Origin of the sequence: Pseudomonas frederiksbergensis (assembly GCF_017114915.1) — a bacterium.
Lineage (GTDB): Bacteria > Pseudomonadota > Gammaproteobacteria > Pseudomonadales > Pseudomonadaceae > Aquipseudomonas > Aquipseudomonas frederiksbergensis_I.
The window spans coordinates 107235-127037 of the sequence record NZ_JAAUOE010000008.1 but is presented as its reverse complement, the minus strand read 5'-3'; the positions used below and the strand labels follow the sequence as shown (position 1 = coordinate 127037).

General features: G+C 59.4%; 19 protein-coding genes and 1 tRNA gene. 16 read left to right on the top strand and 4 right to left on the bottom strand.

Annotated elements, in window-relative coordinates:
* Window positions 1-3 precede the first annotated feature (3 nt).
* The 3 genes from HCU66_RS08835 (at window position 4) to HCU66_RS08825 (ending at window position 1336) form a co-directional block, all read left to right on the top strand.
* A tRNA-Ile gene (locus HCU66_RS08835) sits at window positions 4-80 on the top strand.
* A 502-nt stretch (window positions 81-582) separates the two neighbouring features.
* The gene (locus HCU66_RS08830) at window positions 583-1083 is read left to right on the top strand and encodes a hypothetical protein (protein ID WP_205888116.1); all 501 of its coding nucleotides are present in this window, start codon (window positions 583-585) and stop codon (window positions 1081-1083) included.
* 10 nt (window positions 1084-1093) lie between these two features.
* Entirely contained in the window at window positions 1094-1336 is a 243-nt protein-coding gene (locus tag HCU66_RS08825; protein ID WP_205888115.1) for a hypothetical protein, read from the top strand.
* 411 nt (window positions 1337-1747) lie between these two features.
* Here HCU66_RS08825 and HCU66_RS08820 read toward each other — a convergent pair whose 3' ends face one another.
* A complete protein-coding gene (locus HCU66_RS08820) occupies window positions 1748-1933 on the bottom strand; it encodes a hypothetical protein (RefSeq protein WP_205888114.1) in 186 nt (61 codons plus the stop codon).
* A gap of 455 nt (window positions 1934-2388) precedes the next feature.
* Here HCU66_RS08820 and HCU66_RS08815 point away from each other — a divergent pair, with 455 nt between their 5' ends.
* Window positions 2389-2697 (top strand): DUF3077 domain-containing protein, encoded by a 309-nt coding sequence (locus tag HCU66_RS08815; RefSeq protein WP_205888113.1) that lies wholly within the window; start codon window positions 2389-2391, stop codon window positions 2695-2697.
* A gap of 116 nt (window positions 2698-2813) precedes the next feature.
* Window positions 2814-3401: a DUF3037 domain-containing protein gene (locus tag HCU66_RS08810; protein WP_241015419.1), complete on the top strand. Its 588-nt coding sequence runs from the start codon at window positions 2814-2816 to the stop codon at window positions 3399-3401.
* A gap of 98 nt (window positions 3402-3499) precedes the next feature.
* Here the strand turns inward: HCU66_RS08810 and HCU66_RS08805 are convergent, their stop codons facing one another.
* On the bottom strand, window positions 3500-4144 hold the full coding sequence (locus HCU66_RS08805; RefSeq protein ID WP_205888112.1) for a peptidase M41: 645 nt from the start codon (window positions 4142-4144) through the stop codon (window positions 3500-3502).
* A gap of 137 nt (window positions 4145-4281) precedes the next feature.
* Here HCU66_RS08805 and HCU66_RS08800 point away from each other — a divergent pair, with 137 nt between their 5' ends.
* The 10 genes from HCU66_RS08800 (at window position 4282) to HCU66_RS08755 (ending at window position 15258) form a co-directional block, all read left to right on the top strand.
* Window positions 4282-4743, top strand: a complete 462-nt coding sequence (locus HCU66_RS08800) for an Lrp/AsnC family transcriptional regulator (protein ID WP_205888111.1) — start codon at window positions 4282-4284, stop codon at window positions 4741-4743.
* 216 nt (window positions 4744-4959) lie between these two features.
* On the top strand, window positions 4960-6642 hold the full coding sequence (locus HCU66_RS08795) for a flavin monoamine oxidase family protein (protein ID WP_205888110.1): 1683 nt from the start codon (window positions 4960-4962) through the stop codon (window positions 6640-6642).
* A 12-nt stretch (window positions 6643-6654) separates the two neighbouring features.
* The gene (locus tag HCU66_RS08790; protein ID WP_205888109.1) at window positions 6655-7449 is read left to right on the top strand and encodes a carbon-nitrogen hydrolase family protein; all 795 of its coding nucleotides are present in this window, start codon (window positions 6655-6657) and stop codon (window positions 7447-7449) included.
* A gap of 48 nt (window positions 7450-7497) precedes the next feature.
* The gene (gene pqqF / locus HCU66_RS08785) at window positions 7498-9936 is read left to right on the top strand and encodes a pyrroloquinoline quinone biosynthesis protein PqqF (RefSeq protein WP_205888108.1); all 2439 of its coding nucleotides are present in this window, start codon (window positions 7498-7500) and stop codon (window positions 9934-9936) included.
* Window positions 9937-10092: 156 nt separating this feature from the next.
* On the top strand, window positions 10093-10167 hold the full coding sequence (gene pqqA, locus HCU66_RS08780; RefSeq protein WP_009045898.1) for a pyrroloquinoline quinone precursor peptide PqqA: 75 nt from the start codon (window positions 10093-10095) through the stop codon (window positions 10165-10167).
* Between the two features lie 84 nt (window positions 10168-10251).
* The gene (pqqB, locus tag HCU66_RS08775) at window positions 10252-11163 is read left to right on the top strand and encodes a pyrroloquinoline quinone biosynthesis protein PqqB (protein ID WP_205888107.1); all 912 of its coding nucleotides are present in this window, start codon (window positions 10252-10254) and stop codon (window positions 11161-11163) included.
* Window positions 11164-11288: 125 nt separating this feature from the next.
* Entirely contained in the window at window positions 11289-12041 is a 753-nt protein-coding gene (gene pqqC / locus HCU66_RS08770; RefSeq protein WP_205888106.1) for a pyrroloquinoline-quinone synthase PqqC, read from the top strand.
* On the top strand, window positions 12038-12313 hold the full coding sequence (gene pqqD, locus HCU66_RS08765; RefSeq protein ID WP_205888105.1) for a pyrroloquinoline quinone biosynthesis peptide chaperone PqqD: 276 nt from the start codon (window positions 12038-12040) through the stop codon (window positions 12311-12313). The genes pqqC and pqqD overlap by 4 nt, the downstream gene beginning before the upstream one ends.
* Window positions 12285-13460, top strand: coding sequence for a pyrroloquinoline quinone biosynthesis protein PqqE (pqqE, locus tag HCU66_RS08760; protein ID WP_420908048.1), 1176 nt, complete (start codon window positions 12285-12287; stop codon window positions 13458-13460). The genes pqqD and pqqE overlap by 29 nt, the downstream gene beginning before the upstream one ends.
* Window positions 13426-15258 (top strand): S9 family peptidase, encoded by a 1833-nt coding sequence (locus HCU66_RS08755; RefSeq protein ID WP_205888104.1) that lies wholly within the window; start codon window positions 13426-13428, stop codon window positions 15256-15258. The genes pqqE and HCU66_RS08755 overlap by 35 nt, the downstream gene beginning before the upstream one ends.
* 106 nt (window positions 15259-15364) lie before the next feature.
* On the opposite strand, the gene HCU66_RS08750 is transcribed toward HCU66_RS08755, so the two are convergent.
* Window positions 15365-16648, bottom strand: coding sequence for an aspartate aminotransferase family protein (locus HCU66_RS08750; RefSeq protein ID WP_205888103.1), 1284 nt, complete (start codon window positions 16646-16648; stop codon window positions 15365-15367).
* A 169-nt stretch (window positions 16649-16817) separates the two neighbouring features.
* On the opposite strand from HCU66_RS08750, the gene HCU66_RS08745 reads away from it, so the two are divergent.
* On the top strand, window positions 16818-17738 hold the full coding sequence (locus tag HCU66_RS08745; RefSeq protein ID WP_205888102.1) for a LysR family transcriptional regulator: 921 nt from the start codon (window positions 16818-16820) through the stop codon (window positions 17736-17738).
* Between the two features lie 227 nt (window positions 17739-17965).
* Here HCU66_RS08745 and HCU66_RS08740 read toward each other — a convergent pair whose 3' ends face one another.
* Window positions 17966-19744 (bottom strand): acyl-CoA dehydrogenase C-terminal domain-containing protein, encoded by a 1779-nt coding sequence (locus HCU66_RS08740; protein ID WP_205888101.1) that lies wholly within the window; start codon window positions 19742-19744, stop codon window positions 17966-17968.
* Window positions 19745-19803: the final 59 nt, after the last annotated feature.

Here is a 19803-nt window from a genome sequence, read left to right as displayed (position 1 = left end):
TGAGGGCCTATAGCTCAGTTGGTTAGAGCAGAGGACTCATAATCCTTTGGTCCACGGTTCAAGTCCGTGTGGGCCCACCATACTCAAAGCCGCGCATTGCGCGGCTTTCGTGTTTCTGGCTGGTCCACCACAGATACCGTCCTATGGTCCAAGGGTACAATTCTGGTTCGCCAGCCGCCAAGGCGCTTCAAGGAGGTGCCTTGGCCTACAGGTCATCCTCTGGATTGCGCAACAGCCGCAACTCACCGCGTGCAACCTCATCCGGCACCGCGAAGGAGTACCGTCCCAGCATAGTGCCCAGCTCCAACGCAGCTGACATCTCCCGAGCACGATCATACTGATCGTAAGCCGAATCTAGGTCGAAGCTATTGTTCTCTTGCTTCAGGTCCCACAGCACACTTTCGGACGCCGAATGAGCCGTCGCTGTTGCCGCTGACCGAAAACTGACCTTGCGGGGGTGCGGTAGCTGGCGATGAGACCCGTGCAGACGTCAAATTCCCCGGGGCCTCACATCAAAGACCGTTTGCATCTTAGTCACCGCTTGTAGAAAATCATCGTCTTTTTGCACGAATGGATACGCGCATGAAGTTCGAGAAGACTACGCAGTACAGGTCCGAGGAAGGGATCGTCTTCAATCTGTCTCAAATCACCCTCATGGAAAGCGACCGAGGTCGCCTGCGCGAGCTGCACTTTGGCGAAGCGAAACGCGCCCATTACCAAGTCAACAGCATGGTCGTCGATATGTACGACCGAATGCAGGCTCGAAACCTGCCATGCCTGCTGACAGTTTGCATTTCCAATCCCCTCACCCGGCAGCAGGCCGATGCTATCAATACTATGCGCGGCAACGTCGCCAAGGGAATTGCTGCGGCCTCAGGTGGCGTTGCCGGGAGGGTAGGTACGTTGGGCGGGCCGCTCATTGGCTGGGCTTCAGGTGCAGTCGTGACGACAGGTGTCAACTGGTACCTCAAAGGGGCCCTGCCGAACCTGCATGCAGGTGACGTGCTGGTCAGCATCGAGGGAGAGGTCCATGGCGGGATTGGCCCACAGCGCTCTGTCGTGACGCTGGTCATCAAGGTCTGAGGAACTGCGCATGCCCTACATCATGCAAACTGTCGTCCTTCTGGTGCTGGGCGCGATCCTCGTTCAGTTTCTGAAACCATACCCGCTGCGCAAGTGGCTGGGTTTGACGCTGCTGGCAACGGGCTTGGTCAGCATCTTCAAGGTTGGTGAGCAGCAGGTGCTGGGCTTTGACCTGGAACTGCTAGCACTGCTGGCCGTGCCGCTGGGCGTGGTGCTTTTCCTGACGCGGCGGCGGTTCACGGAGGGGGACTGAAGCCCTGGCACGATTTCTCGGTGCCGTCTCTGACCCAAAATCATATGGGACAACAGTCGATCAACAGCGCGTTGATCGATGATCTTAGCGTTGGACCTTGCCGGCGGATTGGGGGTTACTTAGAACATACTGGTAACTCCTAACGTAGGTTGGCTGCAAAATCAGTACGACCACGGTACAGTACTCAGCTTGAGCAACCTTCTCAAAATTACGCTTAACACCACGTATTACGGGGCCTCCAGCTATGCCAACCTACGTTCACCTACGAACGCTTTCTCTAGGCTTATCTGCTCGCCCGGCAACTCATAATCCTTTGGTCCACGGTTCAAGTCCGTGTGGGCCCACCAAACAAGAAAGCCGCGCTAATGCGCGGCTTTTTCGTTTTCTGAGATTGACGTTTGGCCTTAGGATTTAGACCAGTTGAGCCACCAAGGCGACGACGGCAAAAGTCACCAGGGCCAGCGCGGCGCCGAGCCCGAACGGCAGTAGTATCGCTCGGGTCGCAGTGGGGGCTGGGCTACGCATGTCTTCAGCCAAAGCGGCCACGTCTCGGTGCAACTGCTCGATGCTGGCTTGAGTCGTGGGAGGTGTGGACATACAACGTCTTCCTGTCGGGGATCAGGTCGCGCCTTGTGCGCGGCTCCGAGGCGGGTCGCGCGTCGTTTTTTACTGTCTGTCGTCTAGGTTATATTTTGCGCGGACGGCGGGTTATCGGATGACGTCCGCCAAGGTTGTAGGCAAACTCCGAGAATTACGTAATGGGCGCATTTGGGCACTTTGCCGCCTTGTTGGGCTTTTCTTCGACGGGATACTCTCCGGACGTCGCTGCCAATCAGCGACCGGGCTTGGAAACCCGTCGAAATTAGTCGCAACAGCGCCCCTCTTCACGATTGCAAACGTTTTTTAGCTTGCACTTTTGAGTTATGGCGGCTGTGCGCGGGACGTCTTCGGGCGTGCCGGTTTCCTAATTTCCCGGTTTTCCAACCTGCGCACAGCTGCCACCCATTCGCTTGGAAACGAACGTGACAGCTCCTCAAATTAGGAGTTACATCATGAACAAAACAGATTCACCCGCAGCTTCCGAACTGAAAACCATCGGCTTCACGCCTTTTACCTATTGCTCGGATCAGCCACTGTTCCACGTCAGTGCTGGCGTACCTATCGTCAACGCATTGGCACAGGCATCCGACCTGCTATCCCTCGCCAAATCATTTGCCGAGGACGCTGCCTACGCAAAAGACACCGACCGCCACGCCTGGGCCGCACACTACCTGACGGCGATGAGCAAAGCGGTGATTGATGATGTGGTGAAGGTGCTGACACCGCGACCTGCCCGGACGGCGACGGAGTCCGAAGAATAGCTGTTAATTAAGCGGTGAGATGCACCAAGGCAAGCCATATCCTAGAAATACTAACGCGGACAAATCCGTTTGAGAGACAGCAAAAAGCCCAGAACGAATTGGATAACGTTCGCCTCATGACAACAGAAGCCCAAGAGTCGCAGATCGTTAACCACTTTCGTTTCCTGACCGAGCCGAAGGAGTCACTGATTCGCTTCAGCCCCATGCGCTCGATATTGGTGGAAAACTTCGACGCGGCCCTCGGAACGCTATATAGCCGCTATATCGAACGCCAAGGTATAGGGCATGATCGTCGCGAAGAGCTCATGGTTCGAGAAATTCGAACCATGTTCTCGGAAGCATCGATCCGCAATTTCCGCGATGACACCCTGATTGGCGACCTGACCAAACTGCACCTGCCCTTGGTTCACCGAAACGAGGTAGTGGCCGCTATCAAACCATTGGCTTTTGATCAGGCCGAGCCAAGCGCGATACTCGACCACTGCGACCAGTGGCTGATGAAGTTCGTACGCGCCGAACAAGAAGGGATTATTCAACTAAAAAACGTACTAATCCCTGTCAGCACTCCCGCCGAGAATGAATCAGCCCGCCACCGTAAAGCGGTGCAGCTTGCCAAGACCAGCATTCAGGAGCGCGGCCTGCAGTTGGTCGACTTCCAGGCTACGCAGGCAATTACCGCCTTCGCGCAGAACTACGCTCAGTAGTCTCATCTGACGGCGATAAGCTAAGCGGTGATTGATGATGTGGTGAAGGTGCTTACACTGCGACCTGCCCGGACTACATCTGGTGGCGTCCTGGATGTTTACGCCCAAACACTTAACGCTGGAATGGCCTGCACCGGCCCCAGCCGCTCAAGCATTTCACCCGTCAACACGACCTCATACGTATCCGCCGGCCGCCCCCACTGCTCCACAATGACCATGCGCTCTACCAGAAACCCTGCCAATCCAGTAATCGTATCGGCCAATTCCTCTACGATTTTTTGAGTGCGCAACCACAAGCGATCATTAATGTCTGTCAGCTCAGCAATGATGCTGTCGGACGACGCTGGATCCGTATTGGGACAGGTGATATTTCGAAGCAAATACCGCAATTCTCTTATTTTTGCGTGATCCTGTTCCGCTCCAAACTCTCCGTTCAGGATGGCGGCCGCTTTCGACTTATCGACGCGTTTCTCGGGCGAGTGCTTTGAAGGCAAGGTCTGCGCCATCGCTCCGGCGAAGAGGACCATCATCCGGGCTGCCAAATGTTCCTTCATGGCTTCGATCGACGAAATTGACCGCGTCAAGGTAATGGAGGCCCCGCCATGGTGCGTCAGGCCCATGGTAACTTTCAGGGTCACATCACCTGTTTCAAAACCCAGGGCTCGGGCTACGACGTAATGCCCCATTTCGTGATTGGCAATCTGCAATGCATAGTCGCGCAGAGCCGCAGGCATACCCTTCATTTCATCCCCTCGCTTCGCAGCCCCTGGTTACGCATTCGACTACGAGTGACAATTTGTGTCCATCCAATTAACCCGTTGAGGGCATGGACTGCCTGTAATATGCCTGCCCATTGCTCTGTCCCGCTGGAGATGCCCCTTTGCCTGACACTCGCCCGTCCGTTCTCGACGAAATCGACCGCCAATTGATTGCGGCCTTGCAGATCAATGCCCGTGAAAGTGTGGCCATGCTCGCCCGCCAACTGGGGATCGCCCGCACCACCGTCACGTCGCGCCTGGCGCGGCTGGAAAAGGCCAAGGTGATCACCGGTTATGGTGTGCGCTTGGGTCAGCGCGTGATCGACGGAGGATTGCAGGCTTACGTCGGGATTACGGTGCAACCGAGGTCTGGCAAGGAAGTGCTGCGCCGGCTCAGCGCCATGGCTCAGGTGCAGCAGCTGTGTGCGGTGAGTGGCGAGTTTGATTATGTGGCGTGGTTGCGCACCGACTCGCCGGAACAGCTGGATCAGTTGCTGGATCAGATCGGCAGTGTGGATGGGGTGGAGAAGACGACGACGTCGATCATCTTGAGCAGCAAGATTGATCGGGGGCAGCCGGTTTGAGTTTCACCCGGTAGGTCTTCGGTGTCTGGTCGGGCCTCTTCGCGGGCAAGCCTCGTTCCTACAGTATGTAGCGAGGCATCGTCATATTGATTAAACAATTAGCAAAACGACGACACTTTGCGTCTTATTAACGTGCTCTACGCTCTCTAGAATGGCGACCATCTTTTCCTATACTCAGACGCGCATCCTGCGTCGGGTCGCCAGCAAGGGTCAGCCATGAACAAGAACAATCGCCATCCTGCAGACGGTAAAAAACCAGTCACTATTTTCGGCCCGGACTTTCCTTTCGCCTTTGACGACTGGATCGAGCACCCGGCCGGACTGGGCAGCATTCCGGCGCATAATCACGGCGCCGAAGTGGCGATTGTCGGGGCTGGTATCGCCGGTCTGGTGGCCGCCTACGAGTTGATGAAGCTGGGCCTCAAACCCGTCGTCTACGAAGCCTCGAAGATGGGCGGTCGTCTGCGCTCCCAGGCGTTCAACGGCGCAGAAGGCATCATCGCCGAACTCGGCGGCATGCGCTTCCCGGTGTCCTCCACCGCGTTTTATCACTATGTCGACAAGCTCGGCCTCGAGACCAAGCCTTTCCCGAACCCGCTGACACCCGCGTCGGGCAGCACGGTGATCGATCTGGAAGGCAAAACCCATTACGCACAGAAACTGGCGGATCTTCCTGCACTGTTCCAGGAAGTCGCTGACGCCTGGGCCGATGCCCTGGAAACGGGTTCGCAATTTTCCGATATCCAGCAAGCGATCCGCGACCGCGACGTACCGCGCCTCAAGGAATTGTGGAACACGCTCGTACCGCTGTGGGACGACCGCACGTTCTACGACTTCGTCGCCACCTCCAAAGCCTTCGCCAAACTGTCATTCCATCACCGCGAAGTGTTCGGCCAGGTCGGTTTCGGCACCGGCGGCTGGGACTCGGACTTCCCCAACTCGATGCTGGAAATCTTCCGCGTGGTAATGACCAACTGCGACGATCACCAGCACTTGGTGGTCGGTGGCGTGGAACAAGTGCCCCAGGGCATCTGGCGCCATGTGCCGGAGCGTTGCGTGCACTGGCCGGAAGGCACCAGCCTCAGCTCCCTGCACAATGGCGCGCCACGTGCCGGCGTGAAGAAAATTGCCCACGCGGCAGACGGCCGTTTTGCGGTCACCGACAACTGGGGCGATACCCGCGAATACGCAGCGGTGCTGACCACTTGCCAGAGCTGGCTACTGACCACCCAGATCGAATGCGACGAAACCCTGTTCTCGCAAAAGATGTGGATGGCCCTGGACCGCACCCGCTACATGCAATCGTCGAAGACTTTCGTGATGGTCGATCGCCCATTCTGGAAGGACAAGGACCCGGAAACCGGCCGCGACCTGATGAGCATGACCCTCACCGATCGCCTGACCCGTGGCACGTACTTGTTCGACAACGGCGACGACAAGCCTGGGGTGATTTGCCTGTCGTACTCGTGGATGAGCGACGCGCTGAAAATGCTCCCGCACCCTGTGGAAAAACGCGTGAAACTGGCGCTGGATGCATTGAAAAAGATCTACCCGAAAGTCGACATCGCCGCGCGGATCATCGGCGATCCGATCACCGTGTCGTGGGAAGCCGACCCGCATTTCCTCGGGGCCTTCAAAGGCGCGCTGCCCGGCCACTACCGCTACAACCAGCGCATGTACGCACACTTCATGCAGGACGACATGCCGCCCGAGCAGCGCGGGATTTTCATCGCCGGCGACGACGTTTCATGGACGCCGGCCTGGGTCGAAGGCGCGGTGCAGACCTCGCTCAACGCGGTGTGGGGCATCATGAAACACTTCGGCGGTGAAACTCACGCCGAAAACCCGGGGCCAGGCGATGTGTTCCACGAGATCGGTCCGATCGCCCTGCCCGAGTAAGAGGAATCCGAAATGCGCGTAGCCCTTTACCAATGTCCACCGCGGCCCCTGGATGTCCCAGGCAACCTGCAACGCCTGCATCAACTGGCGCTGGAGGCCAAGGGTGCGGATTTGCTGGTGCTGCCGGAGATGTTCCTGACCGGCTACAACATCGGCATAGATGCCGTCAGCGTGCTGGCGGAGGTGCACAACGGTGAATCGGCGCAGCACATCGCGCGCATTGCCAAGTCGGCGGGGATCGCCATTTTGTATGGCTACCCGGAACGCACCGAAGACGGGCAAATCTACAACGCCGTGCAGTTGATCGACGCCAATGGCGAGCGGCTGTGCAACTACCGCAAGACTCATCTGTTCGGCGACCTCGATCACTCGATGTTCAGCCCCGGGCCGGATGAATTTCCGTTGGTTGAACTCAACGGCTGGAAGCTTGGCTTTTTGATCTGCTACGACCTGGAGTTCCCGGAAAACGCCCGGCGCCTGGCGTTGGCCGGCGCCGAACTGATCCTGGTGCCGACGGCGAACATGATTCCCTACGATTTCATCGCCGACGTCACCGTCCGCGCCCGGGCCTTCGAAAACCAGTGTTATGTGGCCTACGCCAACTACTGCGGGAGCGAAGGTGAGATCCAGTATTGCGGCCAGAGCAGCATCGCCGCGCCGGACGGCAGCCGCATCGCCCAGGCCGGTCTTGATGAAGCGTTGATTGTCGGTGAGCTGGATCGCCAGCTGATGATCGATTCCCGCGCCGCCAATCGCTACTTCCTCGATCGCCGTCCCGAGCTTTACGACGCGCTGAACAAGCGCTGATCCACCGTTATCCGCTAGCATTAGCGCTTCCCTGTTCTGGAAGTGCTCATGCCTGCGCTGAACCACCCCCACCTTCACACTGAAACCCTGGCCAACGGTCTGCGGGTGACGCTGCGTCATGCTCCCGGTTTGAAACGCTGCGCCGCGGCATTGCGAGTCGCCGCCGGCAGTCACGACGTGCCATTGGCCTGGCCGGGGCTGGCGCACTTTCTCGAGCATTTGCTGTTCCTGGGTACAGAGCGCTTTCCCGCCGAGCAAGGGCTGATGGCCTACGTGCAAGGTCATGGCGGGCAGGTGAATGCGCGCACCAGCGAACGGACGACGGACTTCTTTTTCGAACTGCCGCCTCAGGCGTTCAGCGCTGGGCTGGAGCGTCTGTCAGACATGCTCGCCCATCCGCGTATGAATCCGGACGATCAGCGGCGGGAACGGGAAGTGCTGCACGCCGAATTTGTCGCCTGGTCGCGGGATACCACAGCCCAGCAGCAATTCGCGCTGTTCGATGGACTCTCCGCGGCTCACCCGTTACGGGCGTTTCATGCCGGCAACCGTTACAGCTTGCCGATTCCGCAGCCCGAGTTTCAGCAAGCGTTGAAGGACTTCCACCAGCAGTTTTATCAGACCGGGCAGATGACCTTGAGCCTGGCCGGCCCACAGAGTCTCGATGAGTTGAAAGGGATGGCGCAGGCGTTTGCCGTTGCCATTGCCGCCGGTGAAAAAGTCCCTCAGGCAAAGCCCACCCTGTTGATGAATTCTTCGGACAAGAGTTATCAACAGGCTGGAGAACGTCGGCTGGATCTGCTGTTCGCCTTCGAAGCGCTGCCCGGCTCATCGCCCGAAGCGCTGGCGTTCCTGTGCCATTGGTTGAACGCCGCAAAACCCGGCGGCCTGTTGGCGCAGCTGCGAGACTCCAGGCTGGCGGACAACCTGAAAGCCGCGCCGCTCTACCGCTATGCCGGGCAAGCCTTGCTGCACATCGAGTTCACACGGCCCGCCAATGCTACGCAACCGGGCAGCGTGATTCGCGAACAGCTTCTGGATTGGCTGGGCTTTTTTGCCTCCCGTCAGGATTGGGCCGAGCTGCGTGAAGAGTATGCAGCCCTGCAGCAGCGCCAACAGCAAGTCAGCAGTGCCTTACAACTGGCCCAACGAGACAGCGAGCAGCTTGAACCCGGGTTATCCGAACAGGGCGTTGTTGCCCTCAAGGCAATCCTGAAACAAATCGGCGCTGTGGATAACTTCACCGGCCAGTGGCAACTGCCAACCCCCAACCCGTTTTTGCGTACCGAGGCTCCAGCCGCGAATGCCGGCTTGATTCGCGGCCAGACCAGCGCCCATCGCGGCCTGCGGACCTTTGCCCAGGATCGCTCGCGCAGTCGCCGTGAACGATCGCCCATGCAGTTCAGTCAGGCGTTGCCGGATAACACCGATGAAGGTGCGGTTTATCTGCGCTGGCGCCTGGAATACGCCCCTCACAGCCGTCTTCAGTCGAATCTGGAAAACAGCCTGCAGCCGTTGCGCGAAGACGCATGCCAGGCCGGTGTCGACGTTTCCTTCAGTGCGTCGGGCAATCAATGGCTGCTGAAATTGACCGGGCTGCAGGAGCCAATGCCGGCCGTCCTCGAACGTGTACTGAAAGCGCTGACAAAACCTGATGCCCGTTTCTCACAGGAAGAACCGGCGCCCGTTGCGTTGATGCCCATTCGACAGTTGCTCAAGGCGCTGCCCGATCGATGCCTTGAGCACACCGGAACCTCAGATGACTTGCAGCAACTCTGGTCGAGCGCGCGTTGGGATGGTCTGGCGACAGGCCTGTCTGCCCAGACGCAAGCGGCGATGGGACTGGCCTTGAGTCGTGTGCCAGGAACGCCAGACAATCAATCGACGCCGCCCTTATCGATGGGCTCACAGCATCTCTGGAATGCCGTCGATACCGGCTCCAGTGAACATGCGCTGTTACTCTTTTGTCCGACGGCGACCCAAGACATCGCCGATGAAGCCGCTTGGCGTTTGCTCGCACACCTGTGCCAGACACCGTTCTATCAGCGCCTGCGGGTGGAGCTGCAACTGGGTTACGCCGTATTCAGCGGATTGCGCCAGATAAACGGTCAGACCGGGCTGCTGTTCGGCGTGCAATCGCCGAGCGTCGCGCCTCTGGACTTGTTGCAGCACATCGAACAGTTCCTCGGCGAGTTCGAAACGACGATTGAAAGCATCGAGGAGATGACCTTCATCACTCAGCGCCAGGCCTTGGCCGATCAATTCGACAGCGCTGCCTTGCCCAACGCCCAGGCCGCCGAATTGATCTGGCAAGGCAAACTGGCCGGCCACTCGTCGGATTACCTGAAACACTTGCCTCAGTCGATTCTAATGATCGAACGCGAAGCCTTGCTGGCGGCAGCGCAACGACTGAATCGGGTTGAAGGCGGCTGGCGCTGTCTAGCCAGCGGACCTTGCCCGACGACGCTTTGGCAAGTGGCAAAATGATCATTACCGGCGCTGCAATTAGCTTTCTCAAAGATTCTCAGGCAATCGCTCTGTAATTTTGAGTAACATAGCCACCTAACTATCTGAACATCTCCGACTGGAGGTGGACTATATGTATAGGTCTCAACTGTCCCATCCACCCGAAGGAGCGCTCCTATGTCCTGGTCCAAACCTGCTTACACCGACCTGCGTATCGGCTTCGAAGTCACCATGTACTTCGCAAGCCGCTAAGCTCTACCGTCTGGTAGAGAATGCAGTGCTACGCCTCGGCTCGCCGGGGCGTTTTTATTTTCAGTTTTCAATGATGGAGCGGCCATGTTTGTCCAGATTCTAGGTTCCGCCGCCGGCGGTGGTTTCCCCCAGTGGAACTGCAACTGCGTGAACTGCGCAGGTTTTCGCGACGGCAGCCTGCGGGCCGAGGCGCGTACCCAGTCGTCCATCGCGATTTCCGATGACGGCGTGAACTGGGTGCTGTGCAATGCTTCGCCGGACATCCGCGCCCAGCTCCAGAGTTTCTCGCCGATGCAGCCGGGCCGCGCGCTGCGTGATACCGGCATCAGCGCAATCATCCTGATGGACAGCCAGATCGACCACACCACCGGCCTGCTCAGCTTGCGCGAAGGTTGCCCGCATCAGGTCTGGTGCACCGACATGGTCCACGAAGATCTGAGCACCGGTTTTCCGCTGTTCACCATGCTGACTCACTGGAATGGCGGGTTGAACTGGAACCGTATCGAACTCGATCAGAGCTTTACCGTCCCGGCCTGCCCGAACCTGCGCTTCACCCCGCTGCCCCTGCGCAGCGCTGCACCACCCTACTCGCCGCACCGCTTCGACCCGCATCCGGGCGACAACATCGGCCTGATCGTCGAAGACCTGAGCACCGGCGGCAAACTGTTCTACGCACCGGGGCTGGGCAAGGTCGACGCGCCACTGCTGAAGATCATGGCCAGCAGCGATTGCCTGTTGGTGGACGGTACGATGTGGGACGACGACGAAATGCAGCGCCGTGGCGTCGGCACCCGCACGGGCCGGGAAATGGGCCACCTGGCGCAGAATGGCCCCGGCGGCATGCTCGAAGTACTGGAACAACTGCCCAGGCAGCGCAAAGTACTTATCCACATCAACAACACCAACCCGATTCTCGATGAGGATTCGCCGGAGCGTGCGGAACTGGTTCGGCGCGAGGTTGAAGTGGCGTATGACGGCATGAGTATTGTGCTGTAACGGACGCCTTCGCGGGCAAGCCCGCTCCTGCGGAGATAGCGCTATCCCTGTAGGAGCGGGCTTGCCCGCGAAGACGTCAAACCAGACACTCCAGAATCCACCGGTTGTTCCCCCGGAGAACCGCAATGACTGACACCGCAATGTCCCCCGCCGAATTCGAAGCGGCCCTGCGCGCCAAAGGCGCCTACTACCATATCTATCACCCGTATCACGTGGCGATGTATGAAGGCCGGGCGACCCGCGAGCAGATCCAGGGTTGGGTCGCCAACCGCTTTTACTATCAGGTGAACATCCCGCTCAAGGACGCTGCGATCCTGGCCAACTGCCCGGACCGCGAGATCCGTCGCGAGTGGATTCAGCGCTTGCTCGACCACGACGGTGCCCCCGGCGAAGACGGCGGCATCGAAGCCTGGCTGCGTCTTGGACAAGCGGTCGGCCTCGACCCGGAGCAGTTGCGCTCCCAGGAGCTGGTGCTGCCCGGCGTGCGTTTCGCCGTCGACGCCTACGTCAACTTCGCCCGCCGGGCCCGTTGGCAGGAAGCCGCCAGCAGCTCATTGACCGAGTTGTTCGCGCCGCAGATCCACCAATCGCGCCTCGACAGTTGGCCGCAGCATTACCCGTGGATCGACCCGGCCGGTTACGAATATTTCCGTACGCGCCTGGGCCAGGCTCGCCGAGATGTGGAGCACGGTCTGGCAATCACGTTGCAGCACTACACCACGCGAGAAGGCCAGGAGCGCATGCTGGAAATTCTCCAGTTCAAACTGGACATTCTTTGGAGCATGCTCGATGCCATGAGCATGGCCTACGAACTGAACCGCCCGCCGTACCACAGCGTGACCGAACAGCGGGTCTGGCATAAAGGAATCACCTTATGAGTTTCGATCGCAGCAAAACCCCGACATGGCGCCCTGGCTACCGTTTCCAGTACGAACCGGCGCAAAAAGGCCATGTGTTGCTCTACCCCGAAGGCATGATCAAACTTAACGACAGCGCTGCGCTGATTGGCGGCTTGATCGATGGCCAGCGGGATGTCGCGGCGATCATCGCCGAATTGAACACGCAGTTCCCCGGCGTGCCCGAGCTCGGAGATGACATCGAGCAATTCATGGAGGTTGCCCGTGCTCAGCACTGGATCGAACTTGCCTGAGTCCGCGTCAGGCAAGTTGCCAGCCAAACCCGACATCGGCCTACCGCTGTGGCTGCTGGCCGAATTGACCTACCGCTGCCCGCTGCAATGCCCGTATTGCTCCAACCCGTTGGATTTCGCCGAGCAAGGCAAGGAGTTGAGCACCGAGCAGTGGATCAAAGTCTTTCGCGAAGCGCGGGAGATGGGCGCGGCGCAGTTGGGTTTTTCCGGCGGTGAGCCGCTGGTGCGCCAGGACCTCGCCGAGTTGATCACTGAGGCACGCAAGCTAGGGTTCTACACCAATCTGATCACCTCCGGCATCGGCCTCACCGAACAGAAAATCAGCGATTTCAAGAAAGCCGGCCTGGACCATATCCAGATCAGCTTCCAGGCCAGCGACGAGCAGGTGAACAACCTGTTGGCCGGCTCAAAAAAGGCCTTCGCGCAAAAGCTTGAAATGGCTCGCGCGGTGAAGGCGCATGGCTACCCGATGGTGCTGAACTTCGTCACCCATCGGCACAACATCGACAAGATCGACCGGATCATCGAGCTGTGCATTGCCCTGGAAGCGGACTTCGTCGAACTTGCGACGTGCCAGTTCTACGGTTGGGCGCAGCTCAATCGGGTCGGCCTGTTGCCGACCAAGGAACAACTGGTTCGCGCCGAACGCATCACCAACGAATACCGCGCAAAACTGGAAGCCGAAGGGCATCCCTGCAAGCTGATTTTCGTGACGCCGGACTATTACGAAGAACGTCCGAAAGCCTGCATGAACGGCTGGGGCAGTATTTTTCTGACGGTCACGCCGGACGGGACTGCCCTGCCCTGCCACGGGGCCCGACAGCTGCCGGTGCAGTTTCCCAACGTGCGCGACCACAGCATGCAGCACATCTGGTACGACTCGTTCGGCTTCAACCGCTTTCGCGGTTACGACTGGATGCCCGAGCCATGCCGTTCCTGCGACGAGAAGGAAAAGGACTTCGGCGGCTGCCGTTGCCAGGCGTTCATGCTCACGGGTGACGCGAGCAATGCCGACCCAGTGTGCAGCAAGTCGCAACATCATGGCGTGATCCTCAAGGCCCGCGAAGAAGCCGAGCACGCGACCCAGACCATCGAACAACTGGCCTTTCGCAATGAACGAAACTCACACCTCATCGCCAAAAGCTGAACCCTTGAGCGCCGCCAGGGCCGTCGCGGCCGGCATCGACTTCGCCGAGTTGCAGGTCGGCGAGCATGGCCTGTTCTGGAACGAGTACCGCCCCGAGGATGCCGCCTGTCGCATCTGGCAATGGCGCGACGGCCAGGCTCGTTGCCTGACACCGCCCACCTTCAGTGTGCGCAGCCGGGTGTACGAATATGGCGGCGGCGCGTTTTGTCTGACCGATGACGGGCTGGTTTTCGTCAACGAGGCCGATCAGCAGCTGTATCGACAATCGCTGGCCGGTGAGGCGCCTGAGGTACTGACTTCAAGTGAATGCCGTTACGGCGATCTGCAATTCGCCCACGGGCAAGTGCTGGCGGTTGAAGAGAACCGTGATCGACATCGCCTGGTGGCGATCGATCTGGCTGACGGCCAACGTCATCTGCTGGCCGAAGGCGCCGATTTCTACGCCGCACCGACCCTGAGTCCTGACGGTCGGCGCCTGGCCTGGATCGAGTGGAACCGCCCGGATCAGCCCTGGACCGCGACTCGCCTGATGGTTGCCGAGCGCCAGAGTGATCACACCTTTTCGCCGCCGCGTTGTGTGGCCGGCGATGACGCGCAGGAATCGCTGCAACAACCTCGCTTCGATGACAGCGGCCGCCTGTTTTGTCTGACGGATCGCGGTGGGTTCTGGCAGCCGTGGGTGGAGTCGGCCAATGGTCTGAGCCCACTCCCCAGCGCTGCTGCCGACCATGGACCGGCGCCTTGGCAATTGGGTGGTTGCACCTGGTTGCCGTTGAGCGACAACGCTTATCTGGCGAGTTGGACCGAAGAGGGTTTTGGTCGACTGGGGTTTTGTCATGGCGATGGCTCCTGTGAGGACTTCACCGGCGACTACAGTCGTTTCCGCCATCTCGCGCAGGATGAGCAGTTCATCTACTGCATCGCCGCTTCGCCGCTCACGTCGGCGGAGGTGATTGCCATCGACCGTGAAGCCCGGCAGGTCAAGGTTCTGGCCGGCGGTGTGGCACCATTGCCCGCTGAACAGATCAGCCGCCCGCAAACCCTGCGCTATCCGAGCGGTTCGGGCGAGGCCCACGGTTTCTTCTACCCGGCGATGACCGGCGACACGCCGCCGCCATTGGTGGTGTTCATTCACGGCGGCCCGACGTCGGCCTGCTACCCGATGTTCGACCCGCGGATCCAGTATTGGGCACAACGCGGCTTCGCCGTGGCCGACCTCAATTACCGAGGCAGCAGCGGCTACGGCCGCGCTTATCGCCAGGCGCTGCACTTGAGCTGGGGCGACGTGGATGTGCAAGATGCCTGCGCGGTGGTGGCCTACCTCGCCGAACGCGGACTGATCGACGGCAATAAAGCATTTATCCGTGGCGGCAGCGCCGGCGGGTATACCGCGCTGTGCGCACTGGCCTTTCACAAGGTCTTTCGTGCGGGCGCCAGCCTGTACGGCGTCAGCGATCCCGTTGCGCTGGGCCGCGCCACCCACAAGTTCGAAGGCGATTATCTGGACTGGTTGATCGGCGACCCGGTGCAGGACGCTGAACGCTACGCCGCGCGCACGCCGCTACTGCACGCGAACAACATCAGCGTTCCGATGATCTTCTTTCAGGGTGAACTGGATGCCGTGGTGGTGCCGCAACAGACCCGCGACATGGTCAAGGCGCTACAGGACAACGGCATTCTGGTCGAAGTGCATTACTACGCCGACGAACGCCATGGCTTTCGCAAGGCCGGCAATCAGGCCCATGCGCTGGAGCAAGAGTGGTTGTTTTATCGGCGGGTGATGGAATTGGCGGACTGAAGGCTGCGCGATCAACATAAAAAAACGCCCCACGCGAAAAGAATCAAACGTGGGGCGATGCGTTATACCGCGAGACGGTTCGGAAATTCGTGCAGAGCAGATCCGATCAGACCGCAATACCTTTGCGACACTGCAGTTGCGCGGTACGTACGCGGGAGAAGGCGCGGGCCAGGCGCAGGAGCATTTCGTCGATATTGGCCTTGCTGACGGTGAGGGCCGGGGTAAAGCGCAGGCAATCGGGTTGTGGGGCGTTGAGCAACAAGCCTTCGTACAACGCAGCTTTGACTACGGCGTCAGCCGAATCGTCGGACAGCTCAAGCCCCCAAAGCAGCCCTTGCCCTCGTAACTCACCGTGACCGTAGCGGTGAGCCAGGCGACCCAGGCCTTCGCGCAGGTGCTGACCAGCTTCCCGCATATGATCGAGAAAGCCCTTGTCCTGCACGTTGTCGAGCACCACAAGACCGGCAGCACTCATTAATGCATTGCCGTGATGAGTGCCACTGATTTCGCCGGTTTCGAAACAACAGGCCTTGCCTCGCGCCAGCAGTGCCGCCAATGGCACGCCACCGCCAAGCCCTTTGCCGAGCACGACAATATCTGCCCGCACGCCGTAGGACTGTTCGGCGAGCAAGGTGCCGTAGCGACCGACGCCGGTTTGCACTTCGTCGAGTATCAGCAGAATGCCAAGCTCATGGCACAGGCGCTCGACCCCTTTGAGGTAGTACTCGGTGGCTGGAATCACACCGGCCTCGCTCTGGATCGGTTCGAGCATGATCGCGACAGTCTGGGCATCCACGGCCGCATGCAAGGCGGGCAGGTCATTGAACGGAACAGGACTGAAGCCCGGCAACTGTGGCTCGAATCGGTTGACCTGGTTCGAACTGTCCGACGCTGGAATCGTCCCGAGACTACGGCCATGACAGCCTTTACTGGCCACGATGATCCGTGAAGCGCCGCCACGGTGTCGCTGGCCCCATTTGCGCGCCAGTTTGATCGCCGCTTCACAGGCTTCGCTGCCACTGTTGAGCAGGTACGCCTGGTCACTGCCGGTACTGGCGCAGAGCCGCTCGGCAAGGTTGAGCATGCCGCGGTTGTGCAGCCCGAAACCTGGGTTGATCAGCGACTGAGCCTGTTGCGAAATCGCGTTGACCAATGCCGAAGGGCTGTGTCCCAGGCTATTGGCGCCGCCACCTTGGGAGAAATCCAGGTAAGCGCGGCCATCGCTGTCCCACAGCCAGGACCCTTGGCCCCGCACGAAAATCTGTTTCGGCCGTTCGACACTGGGCATCAGGCACTCGCTGGAAAAGTTGTCGCTTGTGGACGGCGGGGAGATGCCCATCGCCAGGTCTTCAAGGCTTGGTGCTTTGCGTCGCAAATTGAACAGATTCATCGGACAAAACCTCGTCCGAGGTTTTTTGCCTTGCCTATGTAAACACCATCGTCGCAAACGGTATTCATCGTGCTTTCTGGCCCTGTAAGCCCTGTGAATGCGGTTAGACTAGGCGTAGGCAAGGCACTGAGCCATTTCGATTTCCCAGCATTTTCGATAAGTATTACTTATGGATTTCAAGCAACTGCGTTATTTCGTCGCGGTCTACGAAGAAGGCCACGTCGGTCGGGCCGCCGAGCGACTTTCAATCTCTCAGCCGGCGTTGTCCCAGCAGATCCGCCAACTCGAACAAAACCTCGATGTGAGCCTGTTCGAACGCAGCAGCAAACGTCTGCTGCCAACCCTGGCGGCTCATACGCTGTACAACCATGCCCTGCCCTTGCTCGATGGCCTGCAACGCGCGCGCGAAGCCTTGGGCAATTTCAAGGGCAAGGCACTGCGAACCTTGGCCATTGGCGTGCTGCAGACCGTCCATTCCAGCCTTGTGCCGCAAATGCTCGAACGCGTGCGCAAGGCACAGCCACATTTGGTGGTGCAGATCTACGAGCTGACCGGCCTGGAAATCGAGCGGCGGCTACTCAATGGTTCGCTGGACATCGGCGTCAGTTACCTGCCGCCCCGTCAGCCGGGTTTGCACGGCGTGCAGTTGTACGAAGATGAGTTGACCCTTGTCATCCCGGCGGATCATCCGTTGCGCGAATTCAAGAAAGTTTCGATGAGCCAGGCCGCCGAGTTGCCCATGTTGCTGCTGGGTGAGGAGTTCCAGATACGGCAGATCTGGCAGACACAATTGGCCAATCTGGGACGCCGTCCGCAGGTACAGGCCGAGCTGAACAACATGGCGGGGATTCTCGACAGCCTGCCGCACACGCGACTGGCGACCGTTTTGCCTGGGCGCTCGCAAAGGACCCATGGTGACCAGGCACTGTTGTGGAAGCCATTGAGCGAGCCGCGGGTACCGCTGAAAGTCGGGTTGGTGTGTCGGGATGTGCAGCGGCAACAGGCTTCGCTGGCGTTGTTGCGGACATTGCTGGAAGAAGTGATGGATGAACACTGGAATAGCCCGGATACCCTCGACGGGTTGAGCTGAGCACTTTTCTGCAGACATAAGAAAACCCCGCCGAAGCGGGGCTTTGCAGACTGTTTCCCTGACATCCATTTCACTCCGCCGTCCTGGCAGAATCCTACGTGTCCGTGTTGTTGCTTTGCGCTTCCTGCGCGACGTCCTTGAGAAGTAGATTAGCTCTGGATCCAATCCACGCCTATGGGAAAACAGCAGCACGTTATGTAAGAGAATGCTTACATAACATTACAGGATCAGAATTGTCCTGCATCCAGCAGGAACAACGATTCGCTACCCGCCTTTACCGACGCGCTCAACGAGTGAATACGCGGCAGCAGACGCGCGAAATAGAACCGCGCCGTGCCGAGTTTGCTCGCGTAGAAATCGTCCTGCGCTTCTTTACCGAAGGCTGCCTTGGCCATCAGTGCCCACATGTAGGCGTAGGCCGTGTAACCGAATGCTTGCAGGTACTCGACCGACGCCGCGCCGATTTCGTTCGGGTTGTTTTTCGCGCGGTCCAGCAACCACGCGGTCAGTTCGTCGAGGGTATCCACTGCATCGTTCAGCGGCTTGGTGAACTCGGCCAGATCCGTACTGGCCGTCGCCGTAAAATGACGGATCTCGTCAGCGAACAGTTTGTAGAATGCCCCGCCGCTACCGACGATCTTGCGTCCTACAAGGTCCAGCGCCTGAATACCGTTGGTGCCTTCGTAGATCTGAGTGATGCGTACATCACGAACCAGTTGCTCCTGGCCCCACTCACGGATGTAGCCATGGCCGCCGAAAATCTGCTGGCCGTGAACCGTGGTTTCCAGCCCCAGGTCGGTCAGGAATGCCTTGGCAACCGGCGTCAACAGTGCGACCAGGTCTTCTGCGCGCTTGCGGGTGGTGGCGTCTTCACTGAACTTGGCGGTGTCCAGCTGCATCGCCACGTAGGTGGAAAATGCACGGCCGCCTTCATTCGAGGCTTTCATGGTCAGCAGCATGCGCCGCACGTCCGGGTGGACGATGATCGGGTCAGCTACTTTGTCCTTGTTCTGTGCGCCGGTCGGCGAGCGGCTTTGCAGACGGTCGCGAGCGTACTCGATAGCGTTCTGGTAGGAACGTTCACCCGAGGCCAGGCCCTGGATGCCGACGCCCAAACGCTCGTAATTCATCATGGTGAACATCGCCGCCAGGCCTTTATTTGGCTCGCCGACCAGGTAACCCACGGCTTCGTCGAAGTTCATCACGCAGGTTGCGGACGCCTGGATGCCCATCTTGTGTTCGATCGAGCCGCAGGTCGCCGGATTGCGCGCACCCAGACTGCCATCGGCATTGACCATGAACTTCGGCACCAGAAACAGCGAAATGCCTTTCGGCCCTGCTGGCGCGTCCGGCAGTTTGGCCAGTACCAGGTGGATGATGTTTTCGGTCAGGTCGTGTTCGCCGCCGGTGATGAAGATCTTGGTGCCGCTGACCTTGTAGGAACCGTCGGCCTGAGGTTCGGCCTTGGTGCGGATAATCCCCAGGTCAGTACCGGCGTGCGGCTCGGTCAGGCACATGGAACCGGCCCAGACACCGGCGTACATGTTCGGCAGGTACGCGGCTTTCAGCTCTTCGCTGGCGTGGGCGTTGATCGACAGGCAAGCACCGGCGGTCAGCATCGGGTACAGACCGAACGACAGGCTCGCGGAGTTGACCATTTCTTCGACCTGAGCCGAAACAGCCTTGGGCATGCCCATGCCGCCGTAGGACGGATCGCCACCGACACCGACCCAACCGCCTTCAGCATAGGTCTGATAGGCCTGTGGGAAACCGGCCGGAGTGGTGACGGCACCGTCGGCCCAGTGACAACCTTCTTCGTCAGCTGCACGACTCAGGGGCGCGATGCTTTTGCTGGTGACCTTGCCGGCTTCTTCCAGAATGGCTTCGACCGTTTCAGCATCGACAGTCTCGGCGAGCGCAGGCAGTTCGGCCCAGAGTTTGGCGACCTCGAAAACTTCATTGAGGACGAAGCGCATATCGCGCAGGGGCGCTTTGTAGTCAGCCATGGCAAACCTCGCAAGATCTAAACAGGTGGTTCGTAGGAAGTGTGATTTCGTTGAGTCCG